Raw genomic sequence first — 15,281 nt, 5'->3', positions numbered from 1 at the left:
ACGGTGGAAGCATTCATTTCTGTTGGGCCCGGCGGCGCGTGGCCACGATCGCCAGCACGGCCAGCGCGATGAACCACAGCAGGGTCCAGGCCGGCATCGGCAGCCCCAGGATCGGTTCGACCTTGGCGCACTCGCCGGAACCGGTGAACACCAGCTGCAATACCTTGGCGAACGGGAACGCACTGAACAGGTAATCCAGCGGTGGCCCGCAGGACGGAATCTGGTCAGCCGGCAACGACTGGATCCACAGATGCCGACCGGCCACGGCGATGCCGAAAAGCGAGCCGAGCAGCACGCCGCCGGCATATACCCAGCGGGCGCCGCCACGTGGGGCATGCAGGGCACCCAGCAGGAAGAACAAGGCCATCACGATGAAGGCCACGCGCTGGAAGATGCACAGCGGGCACGGAAACATGCCCCAGTGGTATTCGGCAAACAGCGCGAAGCCCAGCAGGCCTGCACAGATCAGGAAGCCGACGAAAAAACTGATGCGGTACGACCAGCGGAATGGATTCATGACGTTTTGCTGCGTTGCGGAACAATGACATTACCCGTTCATCGACGCGCTGTCAGCAGGGTGGCGGCATTCCGCGGAAAATTTGCGTCCGGCTGTTGCCACAAAGCAAAAACCCGGCAGGTTGCCCGGCCGGGTTTTTGTGTATCGACGGTGGAGCGTCAGTCCGACCGGGCTTGCCCGACCGGCCTGTTCGACCGGCTTATTCGGCGTCGACTGCCTCGACCTGCGGGCGACCGACCAGCTCGACATACGCCATCGGCGCGTTGTCGCCGGGGCGGAAGCCGCACTTGAGGATACGCAGGTAGCCGCCGGGACGCTCGCTGTAACGCGGCCCCAGCTCGACAAACAGCTTGCCGACCGCTTCCTTGTCGCGCAGGCGCGAGAAGGCGAGGCGGCGATTGGCAACGCCGTCGGTCTTGGCGAGCGTGATCAGCGGCTCGGCCACACGGCGAAGTTCCTTCGCCTTGGGCAGGGTGGTACGGATCAGCTCGTGCTTGATCAGCGAGGATGCCATGTTCTTGAACATGGCTTCGCGGTGCGAGCTGGTGCGGTTGAGTTTGCGTCCGGATTTTTGATGGCGCATGGCAAAAAGTCTCTGATGTCTGTTGTTATGAAAAACCGGCGCTTGTGTCCGGCTTCCCGCGGTTACCCGCTATGAGGAGCCTTTTAGAACAGGCTCTTATTGGAAGTGCGGACACGGATGGCCGCCTTTGGCGGTTGGCAAAGCGGGTAAACGCATACTTGCCAAACCAAAATGACACAGCGATCAAGGAGGATCGCAAAAAAACATTCGCGGCCATGGATGGCCGCTTTTGGTATTCAGCCGGAGCGCTATACACGCTCCGGCTGGAGGTTTACTACTAGCGATCAAGGGCGATCGCACGAACATCATTCGCAAAAAACTATCAACCCAGCTGCATGCCGTGCGAAAGGCCCGGCGGCGGCCAGTTCTCAAGTTTCATGCCGAGTGCGAGACCACGCCCGCCCAGCACATCCTTGATCTCGGTCAGCGACTTCTTGCCCAGGTTCGGTGTCTTCAGCAGCTCGACTTCGGTCTTCTGCACCAGATCGCCGATGTAGTAGATGCTCTCGGCCTTCAGGCAGTTCGCCGAACGCACGGTGAGCTCCAGATCGTCGATCGGACGCAGCAGCAGCGGATCGAACCCGCTCTTCTCGGCCTTGTCGGTGGCGCTCTCGCGACGCGAGAAGTCACCGAACACCGACAGCTGGTCGTTGATGATCTCGGCGGCCTTGCGAACCGCGTCTTCCGCACCGATCGTTCCATTGGTCTCGATATCGAGAACCAGCTTGTCGAGGTTGGTGCGCTGCTCGACACGAGCTGCGTCCACTTCGTAAGCCACGCGCAGCACCGGCGCGAACGACGCGTCGAGCTGCAGGCGACCGATCGGGCGTGCCTCATCATCCGGATGCTGGCGCGTGCTGGCTGGCTGGTAGCCGACGCCGCGACGCACCTTCAGACGCATGTTGAGCGCGATGTCCTTGGTCAGGTGGCAGATCACGTGCTCGGGGTTGATGATTTCCACCGAGTGGTCGACGACGATGTCGCCGGCCGTGACCACGCCCTTGCCCTTCTTGGACAAGGTCAGGGTGACTTCATCGCCGGTATGCTGACGGATCGCCACGTCCTTGAGGTTGAGCAGGACTTCAATGACGTCCTCCTGCAGGCCTTCCAGGGTGGTGTATTCGTGCAGCACGCCATCGATTTCCACCTCGACAATGGCACTGCCAGGGATCGAGGAGAGCAGCACGCGACGCAGCGCGTTGCCCAGGGTATGGCCGAAGCCACGCTCGAGCGGCTCGACCACCACCTTGGCGCGGTTGGCTCCGAGCTGTTCGACGCTGAGGCCTCGTGGCCGCAGCACACTAGTTGACGAAACTGCCATGCAGAGCTCCGGTAATTACTTCGAGTAAAGCTCGACGATCAATGCTTCATTGATGTCGGACGGCAGATCACCGCGATCCGGCACCGACTTGAACGTGCCTTCAAATTTCTTGGCGTCGACTTCGACCCAGATCGGACGCAGGTCCATGGTGTCGAACACGGTCGCCGCTTCCTGCACGCGCAGCTGGGTGCGTGCCTTTTCGGTCAATGCGATCGCATCGCCCGGACGGACCTGGTACGAAGGAATGTTCACCTTCTTGCCGTTCACCAGGATCGCCTTGTGGGCAACCAGCTGGCGGGCCTGGGCGCGGGTCACCGCGAAGCCCATGCGATAGACGACATTGTCCAGACGGCTTTCGAGCAGGCGCAACAGGTTCTCACCGGTGTTGCCCTTGAGGGTCGACGCCTTGGTGTAGTAGTTGCTGAACTGGCGCTCGAGCACACCGTAGATGCGCTTGACCTTCTGCTTCTCACGCAGCTGCACGGCATAGTCGGACATGCGCATGCGCTTGTTCGCGCCATGCTGGCCGGGCTTGTTTTCCAGCTTGCACTTGGAGTCCAGCGCGCGCGCCGGGCTCTTCAGGCTGAGATCTGCACCCTCACGACGGGCGAGTTTGCAGGTAGCTCCACGATAACGGGCCATGGGTATGCTCCTTAGACTCGACGCTTCTTGGGGGGACGGCAGCCGTTATGCGGAATCGGCGTGACGTCGATGATGTTGAGCACCTTGTAGCCCAACGCGTTCAGTGAACGCACCGCCGACTCGCGACCCGGGCCCGGGCCCTTGATGCGCACTTCGACAGTCTTCACGCCATAGTCGCCAGCAGCACGGCCAGCCTTTTCGGCGGCAACCTGCGCAGCGAACGGGGTCGACTTGCGCGAGCCACGGAAACCGGCGCCGCCGGCAGTAGCCCACGACAAGGCATTGCCCTGGCGATCGGTGATGGTGACGATGGTGTTGTTGAAGGAGGCCTGCACGTGGGCCACGGCATCCGTGACAACGCGCTTGATCTTCTTCTTGGTCTTGACCGGCTTAGCCATATTCGGAATCCGTTACTTCTTGATCGCGCGACGGGGACCCTTGCGGGTACGTGCGTTGGTACGCGTGCGCTGGCCGCGCACCGGCAGGCCACGACGATGGCGCAGGCCACGGTAGCAACCCAGATCCATCAGGCGCTTGATGGCCATACCCACCTCGCGGCGCAGATCGCCTTCGACGGTGTACTTGCCGATTTCGTGGCGGATCTTCTCCACCTCGCCTTCACTGAGGGACTTGATCTGGGTGGTGGGAACCACGCCAGCATCCACGCAGACCTTCTTGGCCCGGCTGCGGCCGATACCATAAATGCTCTGCAGACCAACCCAGACATGCTTCTGGACCGGCAAATTGACACCCGCGATGCGCGCCATGATGTACTTTCTCCGATGCTTTCGTGCGCGGTAAACGCGCAATTTTAACCTGAATTACCCTGACTGGAAAGCCCTGCGACACCGCGGTGTCGCCACTTTCCGACTTTGACCGATCCGTTGGCAGCCTCAGCTGCGGCGCAGATTGGCCTTCTTGAGCAGACTTTCGTACTGGTGACTGACCAGATGCGCCTGCACCTGAGCCGTGAAATCCATCACCACCACCACCACGATCAGCAGCGAGGTGCCGCCGAAATAGAACGGCACATGCCAGGCCTGCTGCATGAACGATGGCACCAGACACACCAGCACCAGATACAACGCACCGACGCCGGTCAAACGAGTCATCACCGCATCGATGTAGCTGGCCGTCGCCTTGCCCGGACGAATGCCGGGAATCAGCGCACCCGACCGCTTGAGGTTGTCCGCGGTCTCATCGGCGTTGAACACGATCGCCGTGTAGAAGAACGCGAAACCGATCACCAGCACCGAAAAGATGATGTCGTACAGCGGATTGCCCGGACTCAGCGACTGTGTCAGATCCTGCAACCAACGCGACTGCTGCCCGGTGCTGAACCAGCTGACTGCGGTGGCCGGAAACATCAGCAGGCTCGAGGCGAAGATCGGCGGGATCACACCCGACATGTTGATCTTCAACGGCAAACTCGAACTCTGGTTCATGTAGGCCTTCTGCCCACCTGAACGCCGTGCATAGTTCACCGTGATGCGCCGCTGGGCCCGCTCCATGAACACCACGAAAGCCGTCACGAGCAACACCAGGCCAAACACCATCAGCAACTTGATCAGTGTCAGCTCACCGTTGTTGGCCATGCCGAGCGTATGCACCACCGCCCCCGGCAGACCAGCCACGATGCCGGCGAAGATCAGCAGCGAGATGCCGTTGCCGATGCCACGCTCGGTCATCTGCTCGCCCAGCCACATCAGGAACATCGTGCCGGCGGTAAGCCCGACCACGGATGACATGACGAAACCGAAACCGGGCGTATAGACCACCGGCGCACCACCTGCCGCGACCTGCCCCTGCAACGCCATCGCAATGCCGAACGACTGGAACGCCGCCAGAGCGACCGTGGCATAGCGCGTGTACGCCGTCATCTTGCGCTTGCCGGCCTCGCCTTCCTTGCGCAGCCCCTGCAGTCCCGGAAGCACCGAGCCCATCATCTGGAACACGATCGATGCCGAGATGTAGGGCACCACGCCGAGCGCGAATACCGAGAACCGCGCCAGCGCACCACCCGAGAACATGTTGAACATGTCCATCAGGCCGTTGCCGTTGACCAGGCTGGTCATCGCCTCCGGATTCACACCGGGAACGGGGATGAACGAACCGAGCCGGAACACCATCAACGCACCGATCACGAAGAAGATGCGCTGACGGAGCTCCGTCAGCTTGCCGAGCTTGCCGAGTGCATTGCCCTTGGCTGCAGCCACCGTCGATTACTCCACGCTGCCGCCGGCCGCTTCGATGGCTGCCTTGGCGCCGGCGGTAGCCAGCAGACCCGACAACTTCACCGCTCGGCCGATTTCACCCTTCAGAACCACCTTGACCTTCTTCGCACGGCTGCTGATCAGGCCAGCCTGATGCAGCGCGACGACGTCGATCACGTCAGTCTTGAGATGGGCCAGCTGATACAGGAACACTTCCTGGCTCTCGGCCTTCTTCAGCGAACGGAAGCCGACCTTCGGCAACCGGCGCTGCAGCGGCATCTGGCCGCCTTCGAAACCATACTTGTGGGTGCCGCCGGCACGGGCATGCTGACCCTTGTGACCGCGACCAGCGGTCTTGCCCATGCCCGAACCGATACCGCGACCGACGCGCAGGCGCGTCTTGTGCGAACCGGCGGCCGGCTTGATGTCATTAAGACGCATGATGCTTACTCCTCGACCTGGACCAGGTAGTAGACCGTGTTGATCAGGCCACGAACCTGCGGGCTGTCCTTCAGTTCACGGACATCGTTGATCTTGCCCAGACCCAGCGCCTTGACGCTGAGACGGTGACGCGCCTGCACGCCACGCAGGCCCTTGACTAGGCGCACGCGCACGGTCTTGTCGGCGGTTTGCTGAGACTTAGCCATTGCCGAGCACCTCATCCAGGGTCTTGCCACGCTTGGCGGCGATCTTCTTGGGTGAGGCGACTGCCTGCAGACCCTTGATGGTGGCACGCACCAGGTTGATCGGGTTGCGCGAACCGACGGCCTTGGCCAGCACGTTCTTCACGCCGACCACTTCCAGCACGGCACGCATGGCGCCGCCGGCAATCACGCCGGTACCCTCGGAAGCCGGCTGCATGTAGACGCGGGCTGCGCCATGGTTGGCCTTGATGGCATACCACAGGGTGCCGTTGTTCAGCTCGATGTTCACCATCTGGCGGCGGGCACGCTCCATCGCCTTGGAGATGGCCACCGGCACTTCACGCGCCTTGCCATAGCCGAAGCCGACCTTGCCCTCGCCATCACCGACCACGGTCAGTGCGGTGAAGCTCATCTGGCGGCCACCCTTGACGGTCTTGGCCACGCGGTTGACGGCAATCAGCTTTTCGAGCAAGCCGTCCGAATTTTCGCGATCGTTAGAAGACATGTTCTTTTCCATGTGCCCGGCTGGACCGGGACTTTACTTGCGGCTGAGCCGCTTGGAGTTGTAGGTGATGCAGCGGGAATCAGGACCTGCCCGATCCCCAGGTAGTACTTTTAGAACTTGAGACCCGCTTCACGAGCAGCATCGGCCAGCGCCTTGATGCGACCGTGGAAACGGAAGCCGGAGCGATCAAACGCCACAGCATCGATGCCAGCAGCCAATGCACGCTCGGCGACAGCCTTGCCCACAGCAGCAGCGGCCGTCAGGTTCTTGGTGCCCTTCAGACCTTCAGCCACCGACTTCTGCACGGTGGAGGCAGCTGCCACCACGTTCACGCCGGAAGCGTCGAACACTTGCGCATAGATGTGCTGGCCGGTGCGATGCACCGACAAACGGGCCACAGCCAGCTTGCGGATGTGACTGCGCGTGGACTTGGCGCGGCGCAGGCGGTTTTCGTTCTTGTTCATCGTTAGTTCCTCGAAAGCGGATCGGCTTGTAGTTGGGGCTCTTTTGAAGAGTCTGGCCATGGATGGCCAGTCTTTCGCGGAGGGACCCGCATTAAGCCTTCTTGGCTTCCTTCAGCGTGATCTTCTCACCGGCATAGCGCACACCCTTGCCCTTGTAGGGCTCCGGCGGACGGAAGCCGCGAATCTTGGCTGCAACCTGACCCACGATCTGCTTGTCGGCGCCCTTGATCAGGACTTCGGTCTGCGTCGGGGTTTCGATGCTGATGCCTTCCGGCGCTTCGAACACCACCGGATGGGAGAAGCCCAGGCTCAGGTTCAGCGACTTGCCCTGCATGGCGACGCGGTAACCCACGCCGACCAGCTCGAGCTTGCGCTCATAACCGGTGGAAACACCCTGGACCATGTTGGCCAGCAGCGCGCGAGCGGTACCGCCGAACTTGTCGTCGGTGCCTTCGGCGAGGCTGATGGTGGCAACACCATTGTCCACGGCAACGGTGACGCCCGGCAGGTGATGCACGGACAGCGTGCCCTTCGGGCCCTTCACGGAGATTGCGTCGGCGGCGACGGTCAGCTCCACGCCCTTCGGCAGGGAAATCGGTTTCTTGGCTACACGTGACATTGAATGACTCCTTATGCCACTTGGCCGATGACTTCGCCGCCCAGACCCTTGGCACGGGCCTGCGCATCGGTCAACAGACCGGCGGAAGTCGAGATGATCGAGATACCCAGGCCGCCGAGGACCTTCGGCAGCTCGTCCTTGCCGCGATACACACGCAGGCCGGAGCGGCTGACACGGGAAATGGTCTCGATGGCCGGCTGGCCTTCGAAATACTTGAGCTTGATCTCGAGCACCGGCTTGCCTTCCTCGGCGGAAGTCTTGGCGTCGAGGATGTAGCCCTCGTTCTTGAGAAGATTGGCGATGGCCAACTTCAGTTTCGACGACGGCATACGCACGGTCGGCTTGCCCATCGACTGGGCATTGCGGACGCGCGTGAACAGATCGGCGATGGGATCAGTCATGCTCATGAAAACATCCTTCAGAGTGCACCGATATCCGATAAAACCGGAAATCAATCAAATTGTGAGCCGACAAGACGTCGGCCTGCCTTACGCAGACCGCTGACTATATCAGCATTTTCAGGTTTTAGCGAATTCGATGCGGTAGTCGCATCAACGGCTGCGCAATTATGCAGCCGGGTGAGCCAGTCGCGGAGCCTTGACTCCGCAGACCAGTCCGTCTTTGGTAATTACCAGCTGGCCTTGCGCAGGCCTGGCACGTCGCCACGCATGGTCGCTTCACGCAGCTTGTTGCGGCCAAGGCCGAACTTGGCGTAGACCGCACGCGGGCGACCGGTCAATGCACAACGGGTGCGCTGACGCACCGGGCTGGCATCGCGCGGCAGCTTCTGCAGCTTGGACTGGGCTTCCATCTTCTCCTCGTAGGAGGCCTTGGGGCTCAGCACGATCGCCTTCAGTTCAGCGCGCTTGGCGGCGAACTTCTGCGTGAGTTTGGTCCGCTTGATATCGCGGTTGACCATCGAGGTCTTTGCCATGGGTATCTCTCGCGTCTATCAGTTGCGGAACGGGAAGCTGAACGCTGCCAGCAGGGCTTTCGCCTCTTCGTCGGTCTTGGCCGTGGTGGTGATGGAGATATCCATGCCACGCAGCGCGTCGACCTGATCGAAGTCGATCTCGGGGAAGATGATCTGTTCCTTGATGCCGAAGTTGTAGTTGCCACGGCCATCGAAGGCTCGCGCCGACACACCGCGGAAATCGCGGACTCGCGGCAGCGAGATGTTGATCAGGCGATCCATGAACTCCCACATCTGGGCGCGACGCAAGGTGACCTTGCAGCCGATCGGCCAGCCGTCACGGATCTTGAACGAGGCCACGGAAACGCGCGCCTTGGTCGTGATCGGCTTCTGGCCGGAGATCTTGGCCATGTCGGCAACGGCGTTCTCGAGCACTTTCTTGTTGCCCGCGGCTTCGCCCACGCCCATGTTCAGCGTGATCTTGGTGATGCGGGGAACCTGCATCACGTTCTGGTAGCCGAACTGCTCGGTGAGCTTGGCGACCACCTGGTCTTTATAAAAACTTTCAAGGCGCGTCATGATCGTGTTCCTTACGCGTCCACGACCTCGCCAGTCGAACGGAACACGCGGACCTTGCGCCCATCTTCGAGCGTTTTGGTGCCGACGCGTTCACCCTTGTTCGTGGCGGGGTTGAACAGCTGCACATTGGAGAGATGGATCGAGGCTTCACGCTCGACGATGCCGCCGGCCTGGTTGGCCTGCGGATTCGGCTTGGTGTGACGCTTGACCAGATTCACGTTGGAGACGAACACGCGATCGTCTGCAACACGCAGCACATCGCCGCGCTGACCCTTGTTTTTGCCGGTGATCACGAGGACCTGATCACCCTTGCGGATACGGTTCATTTCTTGACTCCGCTCAGAGCACTTCGGGAGCAAGCGAGACGATCTTCATGAACTTCTCGCTGCGCAGCTCGCGGGTGACCGGCCCGAAAATACGGGTGCCGATCGGCTCGAGCTTGTTGTTGAGGAGCACCGCTGCATTGCCGTCGAAACGGATCAGCGAGCCATCGGGACGGCGTACACCCTTGGCGGTACGAACCACCACGGCATTGTACACCTCACCCTTCTTTACCTTGCCGCGGGGAATCGCATCCTTCACGGTGACCTTGATCACGTCACCGATCGCGGCGTAACGACGCTTGGAGCCGCCGAGCACCTTGATGCACATCAGTTCCTTCGCGCCGCTGTTGTCCGCTGCGGAAAGCGTGCTTTGCATCTGGATCATGGCTGCACCCTCCCTTAGACCTTGGCGCGCGTGATGATTTCAACCACGCGGTGATGTTTTGTCTTGGACAACGGACGGCACTCGGCGATACGCACGAGGTCACCCTCGTTCGCACCGAAATCGTCCTGCGCATGCAACTTGGTCGAACGGCGGATGATCTTGCCGAGCAGCCAATGCTGCACCTGACGCTCGACCAGTACGGTGACCGTCTTGTCCATCTTGTTGCTGGTGACGCGACCCTCGAGGGTACGCGCCTGTTTCTGTTCTTGAATTTGAGTGTCGCTCATGTCGGCCGTCCCTTACTTCTTGCCGCCGAGCACAAACTTCGTGCGGGCGATGTCACGCCGAACGCGGCGGAGCTGGTGCGGCTGAGTGAGCTGGCCGGAGCCTTTCTGCATGCGCAGGTTGAACTGCTCCTTGCGCAGATCCAGCAAATGCTGGTTCAGCTCTTCGGCCGACTGGTTCTTGGTTTCTTTGGTGGCCATCACATCACCGCCCGGGTAACAAACTGGGTCTGCACAGACAGCTTCGCTGCCGCCAGACGGAACGCCTCGCGCGCCGTCAATTCATCGACGCCCTCGATTTCATAGAGCATGCGACCAGGCTGGATCGGGGCGACCCAGAACTCGACGCTGCCCTTGCCGGCGCCCATTCGCACTTCGATCGGCTTCTTGGTGATCGGCTTGTCCGGGAACACGCGGATCCACAGCTTGCCACCACGCTTCACGAAACGGGTGATGCAACGGCGAGCGGCTTCGATCTGACGCGCGGTAAGCGCACCATGGGTCGTTGCCTTCAGGCCGTACTCGCCGAAGCTGACGAGGTTGGAGCACTGTGCCAGACCGTCATTGCGGCCCTTGAACTGCTTGCGGTATTTGGTTCGCTTGGGTTGCAACATGGCAACTCTCCTTACTTCGCAGACCGCTCGCGGCGGCCGTCACCGGCCTCGCGACGCGAATCGTTACGACGACCTTCGCCACCTTCGCGGCGCGGCTGCGATGACGGCTCGTCCTTCGACTCCTGGGATGCTGCTGCCAGATCGAAGACCTCACCCTTGTAGACCCACACCTTGATGCCGATGATGCCGTAGGTGGTCTTCGCCTCGGCAGTACCGTAATCGATGTCGGCACGCAGCGTATGCAGCGGCACACGACCCTCGCGGCTCCACTCGGAACGGGCGATCTCGGCACCGTTCAGACGACCGGACACGTTGATCTTGATGCCCAGCGCGCCCAGGCGCATCGCGTTGCCGACCGAGCGCTTCATCGCGCGGCGGAACATGATGCGGCGCTCGAGCTGCTGCGCGATCGACTCGGCGACCAGCTGTGCATCTAGCTCGGGCTTGCGCACTTCGTTGACGTTGATGTGCGTCGGGACGCCCATCATGTCGCTGACTTCCTTGCGCAGCTTCTCGATATCCTCGCCCTTCTTGCCGATCACCACGCCCGGACGGGCGGTGTGGATCGTCACGCGTGCGGTCTTGGCCGGACGCTCGATCTGGATCTTCGAGATGCCGGCGGCAGCCAGCTTCTTCTTCAGCATGTCGCGGACTTTGATGTCAGCCACGAGATACTTGGCGTAATCGCCCTTGTTGGCGTACCACTTCGAGTTCCAGTCCTTGGCAATGCCGAGGCGGATACCGGTGGGATGAACTTTATGACCCATCGTCTATATCCTCGGTCAGTTACCAACAACCACAGTGATGTGGCTGGTGCGCTTGAGAATGCGCGAGCCGCGGCCTTTGGCGCGGGCATGCATGCGTTTCATCGCCGGACCTTCGTCAACGAAGATGCTGGCCACTTTCAGCTCGTCGACATCGGCACCGAGATTGTTCTCGGCGTTGGCGACAGCCGACAGCAGCACCTTGCGGACAAGGTGTGCAGCCTTCTTGTTGGTATAGGTGAGCACGTCGCTGGCCCGGCCCACGGGAAGCCCGCGGACGAGGTCAGCCACCAGGCGTGCCTTTTGCGCCGAAATGCGGGCGCCACGCAGGATCGCTTTGGCTTCAGTGCTCATCACTTGCCCTTCTTGTCGCCGACATGGCCCTTGAACGTACGGGTCACCGCGAACTCGCCGAGCTTGTGCCCGACCATGTTCTCGTTGATCAGTACGGGTACGTGCTGACGGCCGTTGTGAATAGCGATGGTCAAGCCAACCATTTCCGGCAGGATCATCGAACGACGCGACCAGGTCTTGATCGGACGCTTGTTGTTGGCGGAAACCGCAGCTTCCACCTTCTTTACGAGGTGAAGGTCGACGAACGGACCTTTCTTCAAAGAGCGAGGCATGTCGGCTTCCTGTTACTTGGTGCGACGACGCACGATGAACTGCTGCGTGCGCTTGTTGTTGCGGGTCTTGTAGCCCTTGGCCGGCGTGCCCCACGGGCTGACCGGATGACGACCACCTGAAGTCTTGCCTTCACCACCACCGTGCGGATGGTCGACCGGGTTCATCACCACACCGCGAACGGTCGGGCGGATACCCAGCCAGCGCTTGGCGCCGGCCTTGCCGAGCTTCTTCAGGCTGTGCTCGCCGTTGCCGACTTCGCCGATCGTGGCGCGGCAGTCGACCGAGACGCGACGCATCTCGCCGGAGCGCAGACGCAACGTGGCGTAACCGGATTCGCGGGCCACCAGCTGCACCGAGGCACCGGCGCTGCGGGCGATCTGCGCACCCTTGCCCGGACGCAGCTCGATGCAATGGATCGTGCTGCCCATCGGAATGTTGCGCAGCTGCAGGCAGTTGCCAGCCTTGATCGGCGCATCACGACCCGACACCAGACGATCGTCCACCGCCACGCCCTTCGGCGCAATGATGTAGCGACGCTCGCCATCGGCGTAGCACAGCAACGCGATGTGCGCGGTGCGGTTCGGGTCGTATTCGATGCGCTCGACACGGGCGGCGATGCCTTCCTTGTCGCGCTTGAAGTCGATGATGCGGTACTGCTGCTTATGACCGCCGCCGCGATGACGCACGGTGATGCGGCCATGATGATTGCGACCACCGGTACGGGACTGCGACTCGGTCAACGCCGCGTACGGCGCGCCCTTGTGCAGGCCTTCCGTCTTGACGCTGACTGCGTCACGACGGCCCGGCGAGGTCGGCTTGTGGTTGATTAGTGCCATCTCACAGAACTCCTGGCTCAGGCCTTGGCGGACACGTCGATGGTCTGGCCATCGGCAAGACGCACATAGGCCTTGCGCTTGCCCTGGCGGCTGCCAGCGCGGAAACGGAAGGACTTGACCTTGCCCTTGGTGTTGACGAGGTTCACCTGCTCGACCTTGACGTCGAACAGCTTCTCCACGGCAGCGCGGACATCGGCCTTGGTCGCCGCGGGGGCAACCACGAATACGTACTGGTTATGCTCGGCCAAGCGCGCCGATTTCTCGGAGATGTGCGGTGCGCGCAGCGTATCGAGAATGCGTTCGTTGTTCATGCCAGCCACTCCTCGATCTTCTTCACGGCGTCGACCGTCACCACCACATGGTCGGAACCGACCAGGCTGACCGGATTCAGGCCCATCACATCCAGTACGTGGATGTAAGGAATGTTGCGAGCGGCCAGGAAGACCGACTCGGAAGCATCTTCCGACACCAGCAGCACGCGACCGGACACTTCCAGCTCGGCCAGCTTGGCGACCATCGCGGAAGTCTTCGGCGTCTCGACACCAAAGCTCTCGACAACCTTCAGGCGACCCTGGCGAACCAGTTCGGAGAAGATCGAGCGGATCGCGACGCGGTAGGCCTTGCGGTTGACCTTCTGCTCGTAGCTGCGCGGCTTGGCTGCAAAGGTGCGGCCACCACCGACAAAGATCGGTGCACGGTAATCACCGTGACGGGCGCCACCGCCCTTCTGCTTCTTGAATTTCTTGGTGGTACCGGACATCTCGCCGCGCGACAGCTGCGACTGGGTACCGGCACGGCCGGCCGCCTGGTAGGCGATCACGACCTGGTGAACCAGGGCCTTCTTGTACTCACCGCCGAACACTTCGTCCGACACGTTGAGTGACTTGGCGCCAATAACATTGAGTTCCATGGCGTCTCTCCTCAGCTCTTCGTCGTCGGGCGGATGATGACGTCGCCACCGGTTGCACCCGGCACCGCACCCTTCACCGCGATCAGATGACGCTCGGCGTCGACCTTGACCACTTCCAGACCCTGCTGCGTGCGGTTCACCGCACCCATGTGGCCGGACATCTTCTTGCCCGGAAACACGCGACCCGGTGTCTGGCGCTGACCGATGGAGCCCGGCGCGCGATGCGACAGCGAGTTACCGTGGGTGGCGTCACCCATCTTGAAGTTCCAGCGCTTGATCGTGCCCTGGAAGCCCTTGCCTTTCGACACGCCGGCGACATCGACGATCTGGCCGACGCTGAACACGTCGTCAGCCTTGATCTCGGCACCCACGGTGTACTTGCCGAGATCGTCGGCAGCCACGCGGAATTCCCACAGGCCACGACCCGGCTCAACCTTCGCCTTCGCGTAGTGACCCTTCAGCGGCTGCGTCAGCAGATTCGCGCGCTTGCTGCCCGCCGAAACCTGGACGGCGCTGTAGCCATCGTTATCGTCCGTCTTCACCTGGGTCACGCGATTCGGCGTCGCTTCAATCAGCGTCACCGGAATCGAGCGGCCATCTTCAGTGAAGAGCCGGCTCATGCCGCATTTGCGGCCAACCAATCCGATACTCATCTTCGTATCCTGTCTGTCGCTCAACCGAGCTTGATCTGAACATCGACGCCGGCGGCGAGATCAAGCTTCATGAGCGCGTCCACGGTCTTGTCGTTCGGGTCGACGATGTCGAGCACACGCTTGTGCGTACGGGTCTCGTACTGGTCGCGTGCATCCTTGTCGACGTGCGGCGACGTCAGAATGGTGTAACGCTCGATCTTGGTCGGAAGCGGAATCGGGCCGAGTACCGTGGCACCCGTGCGCTTTGCCGTCTCGACGATCTCGCTGGCCGAACGATCGATCAGACGATGATCGAACGCCTTGAGCCGAATCCGAATCTTCTGGTTCGCCATAACCGTGTCCTGTTGTCGAAAGAACGTAATGTGAAACGAAACGGCTTCTCACCGCCTCGCACAACCCTTTAGCACCACATCGGCAGCCGCAAACCAACTACACGGCCCCAAATTCGAAAAGACCAAGCGAGCGCTAGGCGGCTCGCTTGGACGTAGTTGCGTATCACGCAAAAAAACGTAATCAGCAGGGCTGCACCCTGTGATTACATTGAATTGCGAGGGCCATCCCGGCCTGCGAACTCGAAGCACATCCTGCGCCTCATTTCGCGGTAGATCGACCGGAGGCAAGCCTCGACCGATAAGCAAGCTGCGAAGTATACATGCAAATATCTGCCAAGTGAAGTGGTCCGGTGACAATTCAGTCAACGGGACAACTCACCGACCATGACAGGGAGGAAAGCCTGTCTACCCAGGGTCGCCAAAGACGACCCTGGGCAAGTTGAAGCGTCTTACTTGATGACCTTGGCCACGACGCCGGCGCCGACGGTACGGCCACCCTCGCGAATCGCGAAGCGCAGACCCTCGTCCATCGCGATCGGGTGGATCAGGCTCA

At 61.3% G+C, this 15,281-nt stretch carries 29 protein-coding genes; all 29 read right to left on the bottom strand.

The features are described 5' to 3' along the window. Positions 1-13 precede the first annotated feature (13 nt). Entirely contained in the window at positions 14-517 is a 504-nt protein-coding gene (locus ACYVKM_RS05790) for a disulfide bond formation protein B (RefSeq protein WP_460876586.1), read from the bottom strand. Positions 518-716: 199 nt separating this feature from the next. Next, positions 717-1,100, bottom strand: a complete 384-nt coding sequence (gene rplQ, locus ACYVKM_RS05785; protein WP_077442351.1) for a 50S ribosomal protein L17 — start codon at positions 1,098-1,100, stop codon at positions 717-719. Positions 1,101-1,422: 322 nt separating this feature from the next. Next, positions 1,423-2,421: a DNA-directed RNA polymerase subunit alpha gene (locus ACYVKM_RS05780; protein ID WP_056714883.1), complete on the bottom strand. Its 999-nt coding sequence runs from the start codon at positions 2,419-2,421 to the stop codon at positions 1,423-1,425. 15 nt (positions 2,422-2,436) lie between these two features. Further along, complete coding sequence (gene rpsD, locus ACYVKM_RS05775) at positions 2,437-3,063, bottom strand: 30S ribosomal protein S4 (protein ID WP_077442350.1); 627 nt, start codon at positions 3,061-3,063, stop codon at positions 2,437-2,439. Between the two features lie 11 nt (positions 3,064-3,074). Next, on the bottom strand, positions 3,075-3,461 hold the full coding sequence (gene rpsK, locus ACYVKM_RS05770) for a 30S ribosomal protein S11 (RefSeq protein ID WP_007513384.1): 387 nt from the start codon (positions 3,459-3,461) through the stop codon (positions 3,075-3,077). 12 nt (positions 3,462-3,473) lie between these two features. Then, complete coding sequence (gene rpsM, locus ACYVKM_RS05765; protein ID WP_460876584.1) at positions 3,474-3,830, bottom strand: 30S ribosomal protein S13; 357 nt, start codon at positions 3,828-3,830, stop codon at positions 3,474-3,476. Between the two features lie 126 nt (positions 3,831-3,956). Beyond that, positions 3,957-5,279 (bottom strand): preprotein translocase subunit SecY, encoded by a 1,323-nt coding sequence (secY, locus tag ACYVKM_RS05760; protein ID WP_460876582.1) that lies wholly within the window; start codon positions 5,277-5,279, stop codon positions 3,957-3,959. Positions 5,280-5,285: 6 nt separating this feature from the next. Further along, positions 5,286-5,717, bottom strand: a complete 432-nt coding sequence (gene rplO / locus ACYVKM_RS05755; protein ID WP_460876580.1) for a 50S ribosomal protein L15 — start codon at positions 5,715-5,717, stop codon at positions 5,286-5,288. A 5-nt stretch (positions 5,718-5,722) separates the two neighbouring features. Continuing rightward, entirely contained in the window at positions 5,723-5,923 is a 201-nt protein-coding gene (rpmD, locus tag ACYVKM_RS05750) for a 50S ribosomal protein L30 (RefSeq protein WP_460876579.1), read from the bottom strand. Next, positions 5,916-6,425 (bottom strand): 30S ribosomal protein S5, encoded by a 510-nt coding sequence (gene rpsE / locus ACYVKM_RS05745; RefSeq protein WP_077442651.1) that lies wholly within the window; start codon positions 6,423-6,425, stop codon positions 5,916-5,918. The genes rpmD and rpsE overlap by 8 nt, the downstream gene beginning before the upstream one ends. A 110-nt stretch (positions 6,426-6,535) precedes the next feature. Next, the gene (rplR, locus tag ACYVKM_RS05740; protein WP_460876577.1) at positions 6,536-6,889 is read right to left on the bottom strand and encodes a 50S ribosomal protein L18; all 354 of its coding nucleotides are present in this window, start codon (positions 6,887-6,889) and stop codon (positions 6,536-6,538) included. 91 nt (positions 6,890-6,980) lie between these two features. Continuing rightward, complete coding sequence (gene rplF, locus ACYVKM_RS05735) at positions 6,981-7,508, bottom strand: 50S ribosomal protein L6 (RefSeq protein WP_460876575.1); 528 nt, start codon at positions 7,506-7,508, stop codon at positions 6,981-6,983. An 11-nt stretch (positions 7,509-7,519) separates the two neighbouring features. Continuing rightward, positions 7,520-7,915, bottom strand: coding sequence for a 30S ribosomal protein S8 (gene rpsH / locus ACYVKM_RS05730; protein ID WP_460876573.1), 396 nt, complete (start codon positions 7,913-7,915; stop codon positions 7,520-7,522). Between the two features lie 221 nt (positions 7,916-8,136). Beyond that, entirely contained in the window at positions 8,137-8,442 is a 306-nt protein-coding gene (gene rpsN / locus ACYVKM_RS05725) for a 30S ribosomal protein S14 (protein ID WP_077442343.1), read from the bottom strand. Positions 8,443-8,460: 18 nt separating this feature from the next. After that, positions 8,461-9,003: a 50S ribosomal protein L5 gene (gene rplE, locus ACYVKM_RS05720; protein ID WP_460877789.1), complete on the bottom strand. Its 543-nt coding sequence runs from the start codon at positions 9,001-9,003 to the stop codon at positions 8,461-8,463. 8 nt (positions 9,004-9,011) lie between these two features. Beyond that, entirely contained in the window at positions 9,012-9,326 is a 315-nt protein-coding gene (gene rplX / locus ACYVKM_RS05715; protein ID WP_056386827.1) for a 50S ribosomal protein L24, read from the bottom strand. Positions 9,327-9,339: 13 nt separating this feature from the next. Next, positions 9,340-9,708: a 50S ribosomal protein L14 gene (gene rplN, locus ACYVKM_RS05710; protein ID WP_007513359.1), complete on the bottom strand. Its 369-nt coding sequence runs from the start codon at positions 9,706-9,708 to the stop codon at positions 9,340-9,342. Positions 9,709-9,722: 14 nt separating this feature from the next. Beyond that, positions 9,723-9,995, bottom strand: coding sequence for a 30S ribosomal protein S17 (gene rpsQ, locus ACYVKM_RS05705; protein ID WP_460876571.1), 273 nt, complete (start codon positions 9,993-9,995; stop codon positions 9,723-9,725). Between the two features lie 12 nt (positions 9,996-10,007). Beyond that, a complete protein-coding gene (gene rpmC / locus ACYVKM_RS05700; RefSeq protein ID WP_460876569.1) occupies positions 10,008-10,193 on the bottom strand; it encodes a 50S ribosomal protein L29 in 186 nt (61 codons plus the stop codon). Next, positions 10,193-10,606, bottom strand: coding sequence for a 50S ribosomal protein L16 (rplP, locus tag ACYVKM_RS05695; RefSeq protein WP_056386829.1), 414 nt, complete (start codon positions 10,604-10,606; stop codon positions 10,193-10,195). The genes rpmC and rplP overlap by 1 nt, the downstream gene beginning before the upstream one ends. 11 nt (positions 10,607-10,617) lie before the next feature. After that, on the bottom strand, positions 10,618-11,373 hold the full coding sequence (gene rpsC / locus ACYVKM_RS05690) for a 30S ribosomal protein S3 (protein WP_460876567.1): 756 nt from the start codon (positions 11,371-11,373) through the stop codon (positions 10,618-10,620). 15 nt (positions 11,374-11,388) lie between these two features. Further along, positions 11,389-11,724, bottom strand: coding sequence for a 50S ribosomal protein L22 (gene rplV / locus ACYVKM_RS05685; protein ID WP_077442337.1), 336 nt, complete (start codon positions 11,722-11,724; stop codon positions 11,389-11,391). Continuing rightward, a complete protein-coding gene (rpsS, locus tag ACYVKM_RS05680) occupies positions 11,724-11,996 on the bottom strand; it encodes a 30S ribosomal protein S19 (RefSeq protein WP_007082178.1) in 273 nt (90 codons plus the stop codon). Before rpsS ends, rplV begins: the two co-directional genes overlap by 1 nt. Positions 11,997-12,008: 12 nt before the next feature. Next, a complete protein-coding gene (gene rplB, locus ACYVKM_RS05675; RefSeq protein WP_460876565.1) occupies positions 12,009-12,833 on the bottom strand; it encodes a 50S ribosomal protein L2 in 825 nt (274 codons plus the stop codon). A 17-nt stretch (positions 12,834-12,850) separates the two neighbouring features. Continuing rightward, the gene (rplW, locus tag ACYVKM_RS05670; protein WP_007082176.1) at positions 12,851-13,144 is read right to left on the bottom strand and encodes a 50S ribosomal protein L23; all 294 of its coding nucleotides are present in this window, start codon (positions 13,142-13,144) and stop codon (positions 12,851-12,853) included. Next, positions 13,141-13,743, bottom strand: coding sequence for a 50S ribosomal protein L4 (rplD, locus tag ACYVKM_RS05665; RefSeq protein WP_072757744.1), 603 nt, complete (start codon positions 13,741-13,743; stop codon positions 13,141-13,143). Before rplD ends, rplW begins: the two co-directional genes overlap by 4 nt. An 11-nt stretch (positions 13,744-13,754) precedes the next feature. Then, positions 13,755-14,396 carry a 50S ribosomal protein L3 gene (gene rplC / locus ACYVKM_RS05660; protein ID WP_460876563.1) on the bottom strand — a complete coding sequence of 214 codons (642 nt, stop codon included), beginning with the start codon at positions 14,394-14,396 and terminating at the stop codon, positions 13,755-13,757. A gap of 20 nt (positions 14,397-14,416) precedes the next feature. After that, the gene (rpsJ, locus tag ACYVKM_RS05655; RefSeq protein WP_008209947.1) at positions 14,417-14,728 is read right to left on the bottom strand and encodes a 30S ribosomal protein S10; all 312 of its coding nucleotides are present in this window, start codon (positions 14,726-14,728) and stop codon (positions 14,417-14,419) included. Between the two features lie 449 nt (positions 14,729-15,177). Further along, positions 15,178-15,281: EF-Tu C-terminal domain-related protein (locus tag ACYVKM_RS05650; RefSeq protein WP_460877788.1), on the bottom strand; the 104-nt coding region annotated here is incomplete at its 5' end.

Source organism: Rhodanobacter koreensis (genome assembly GCF_054782855.1).
This window is presented reverse-complemented; position numbering and strand designations above follow the sequence as displayed.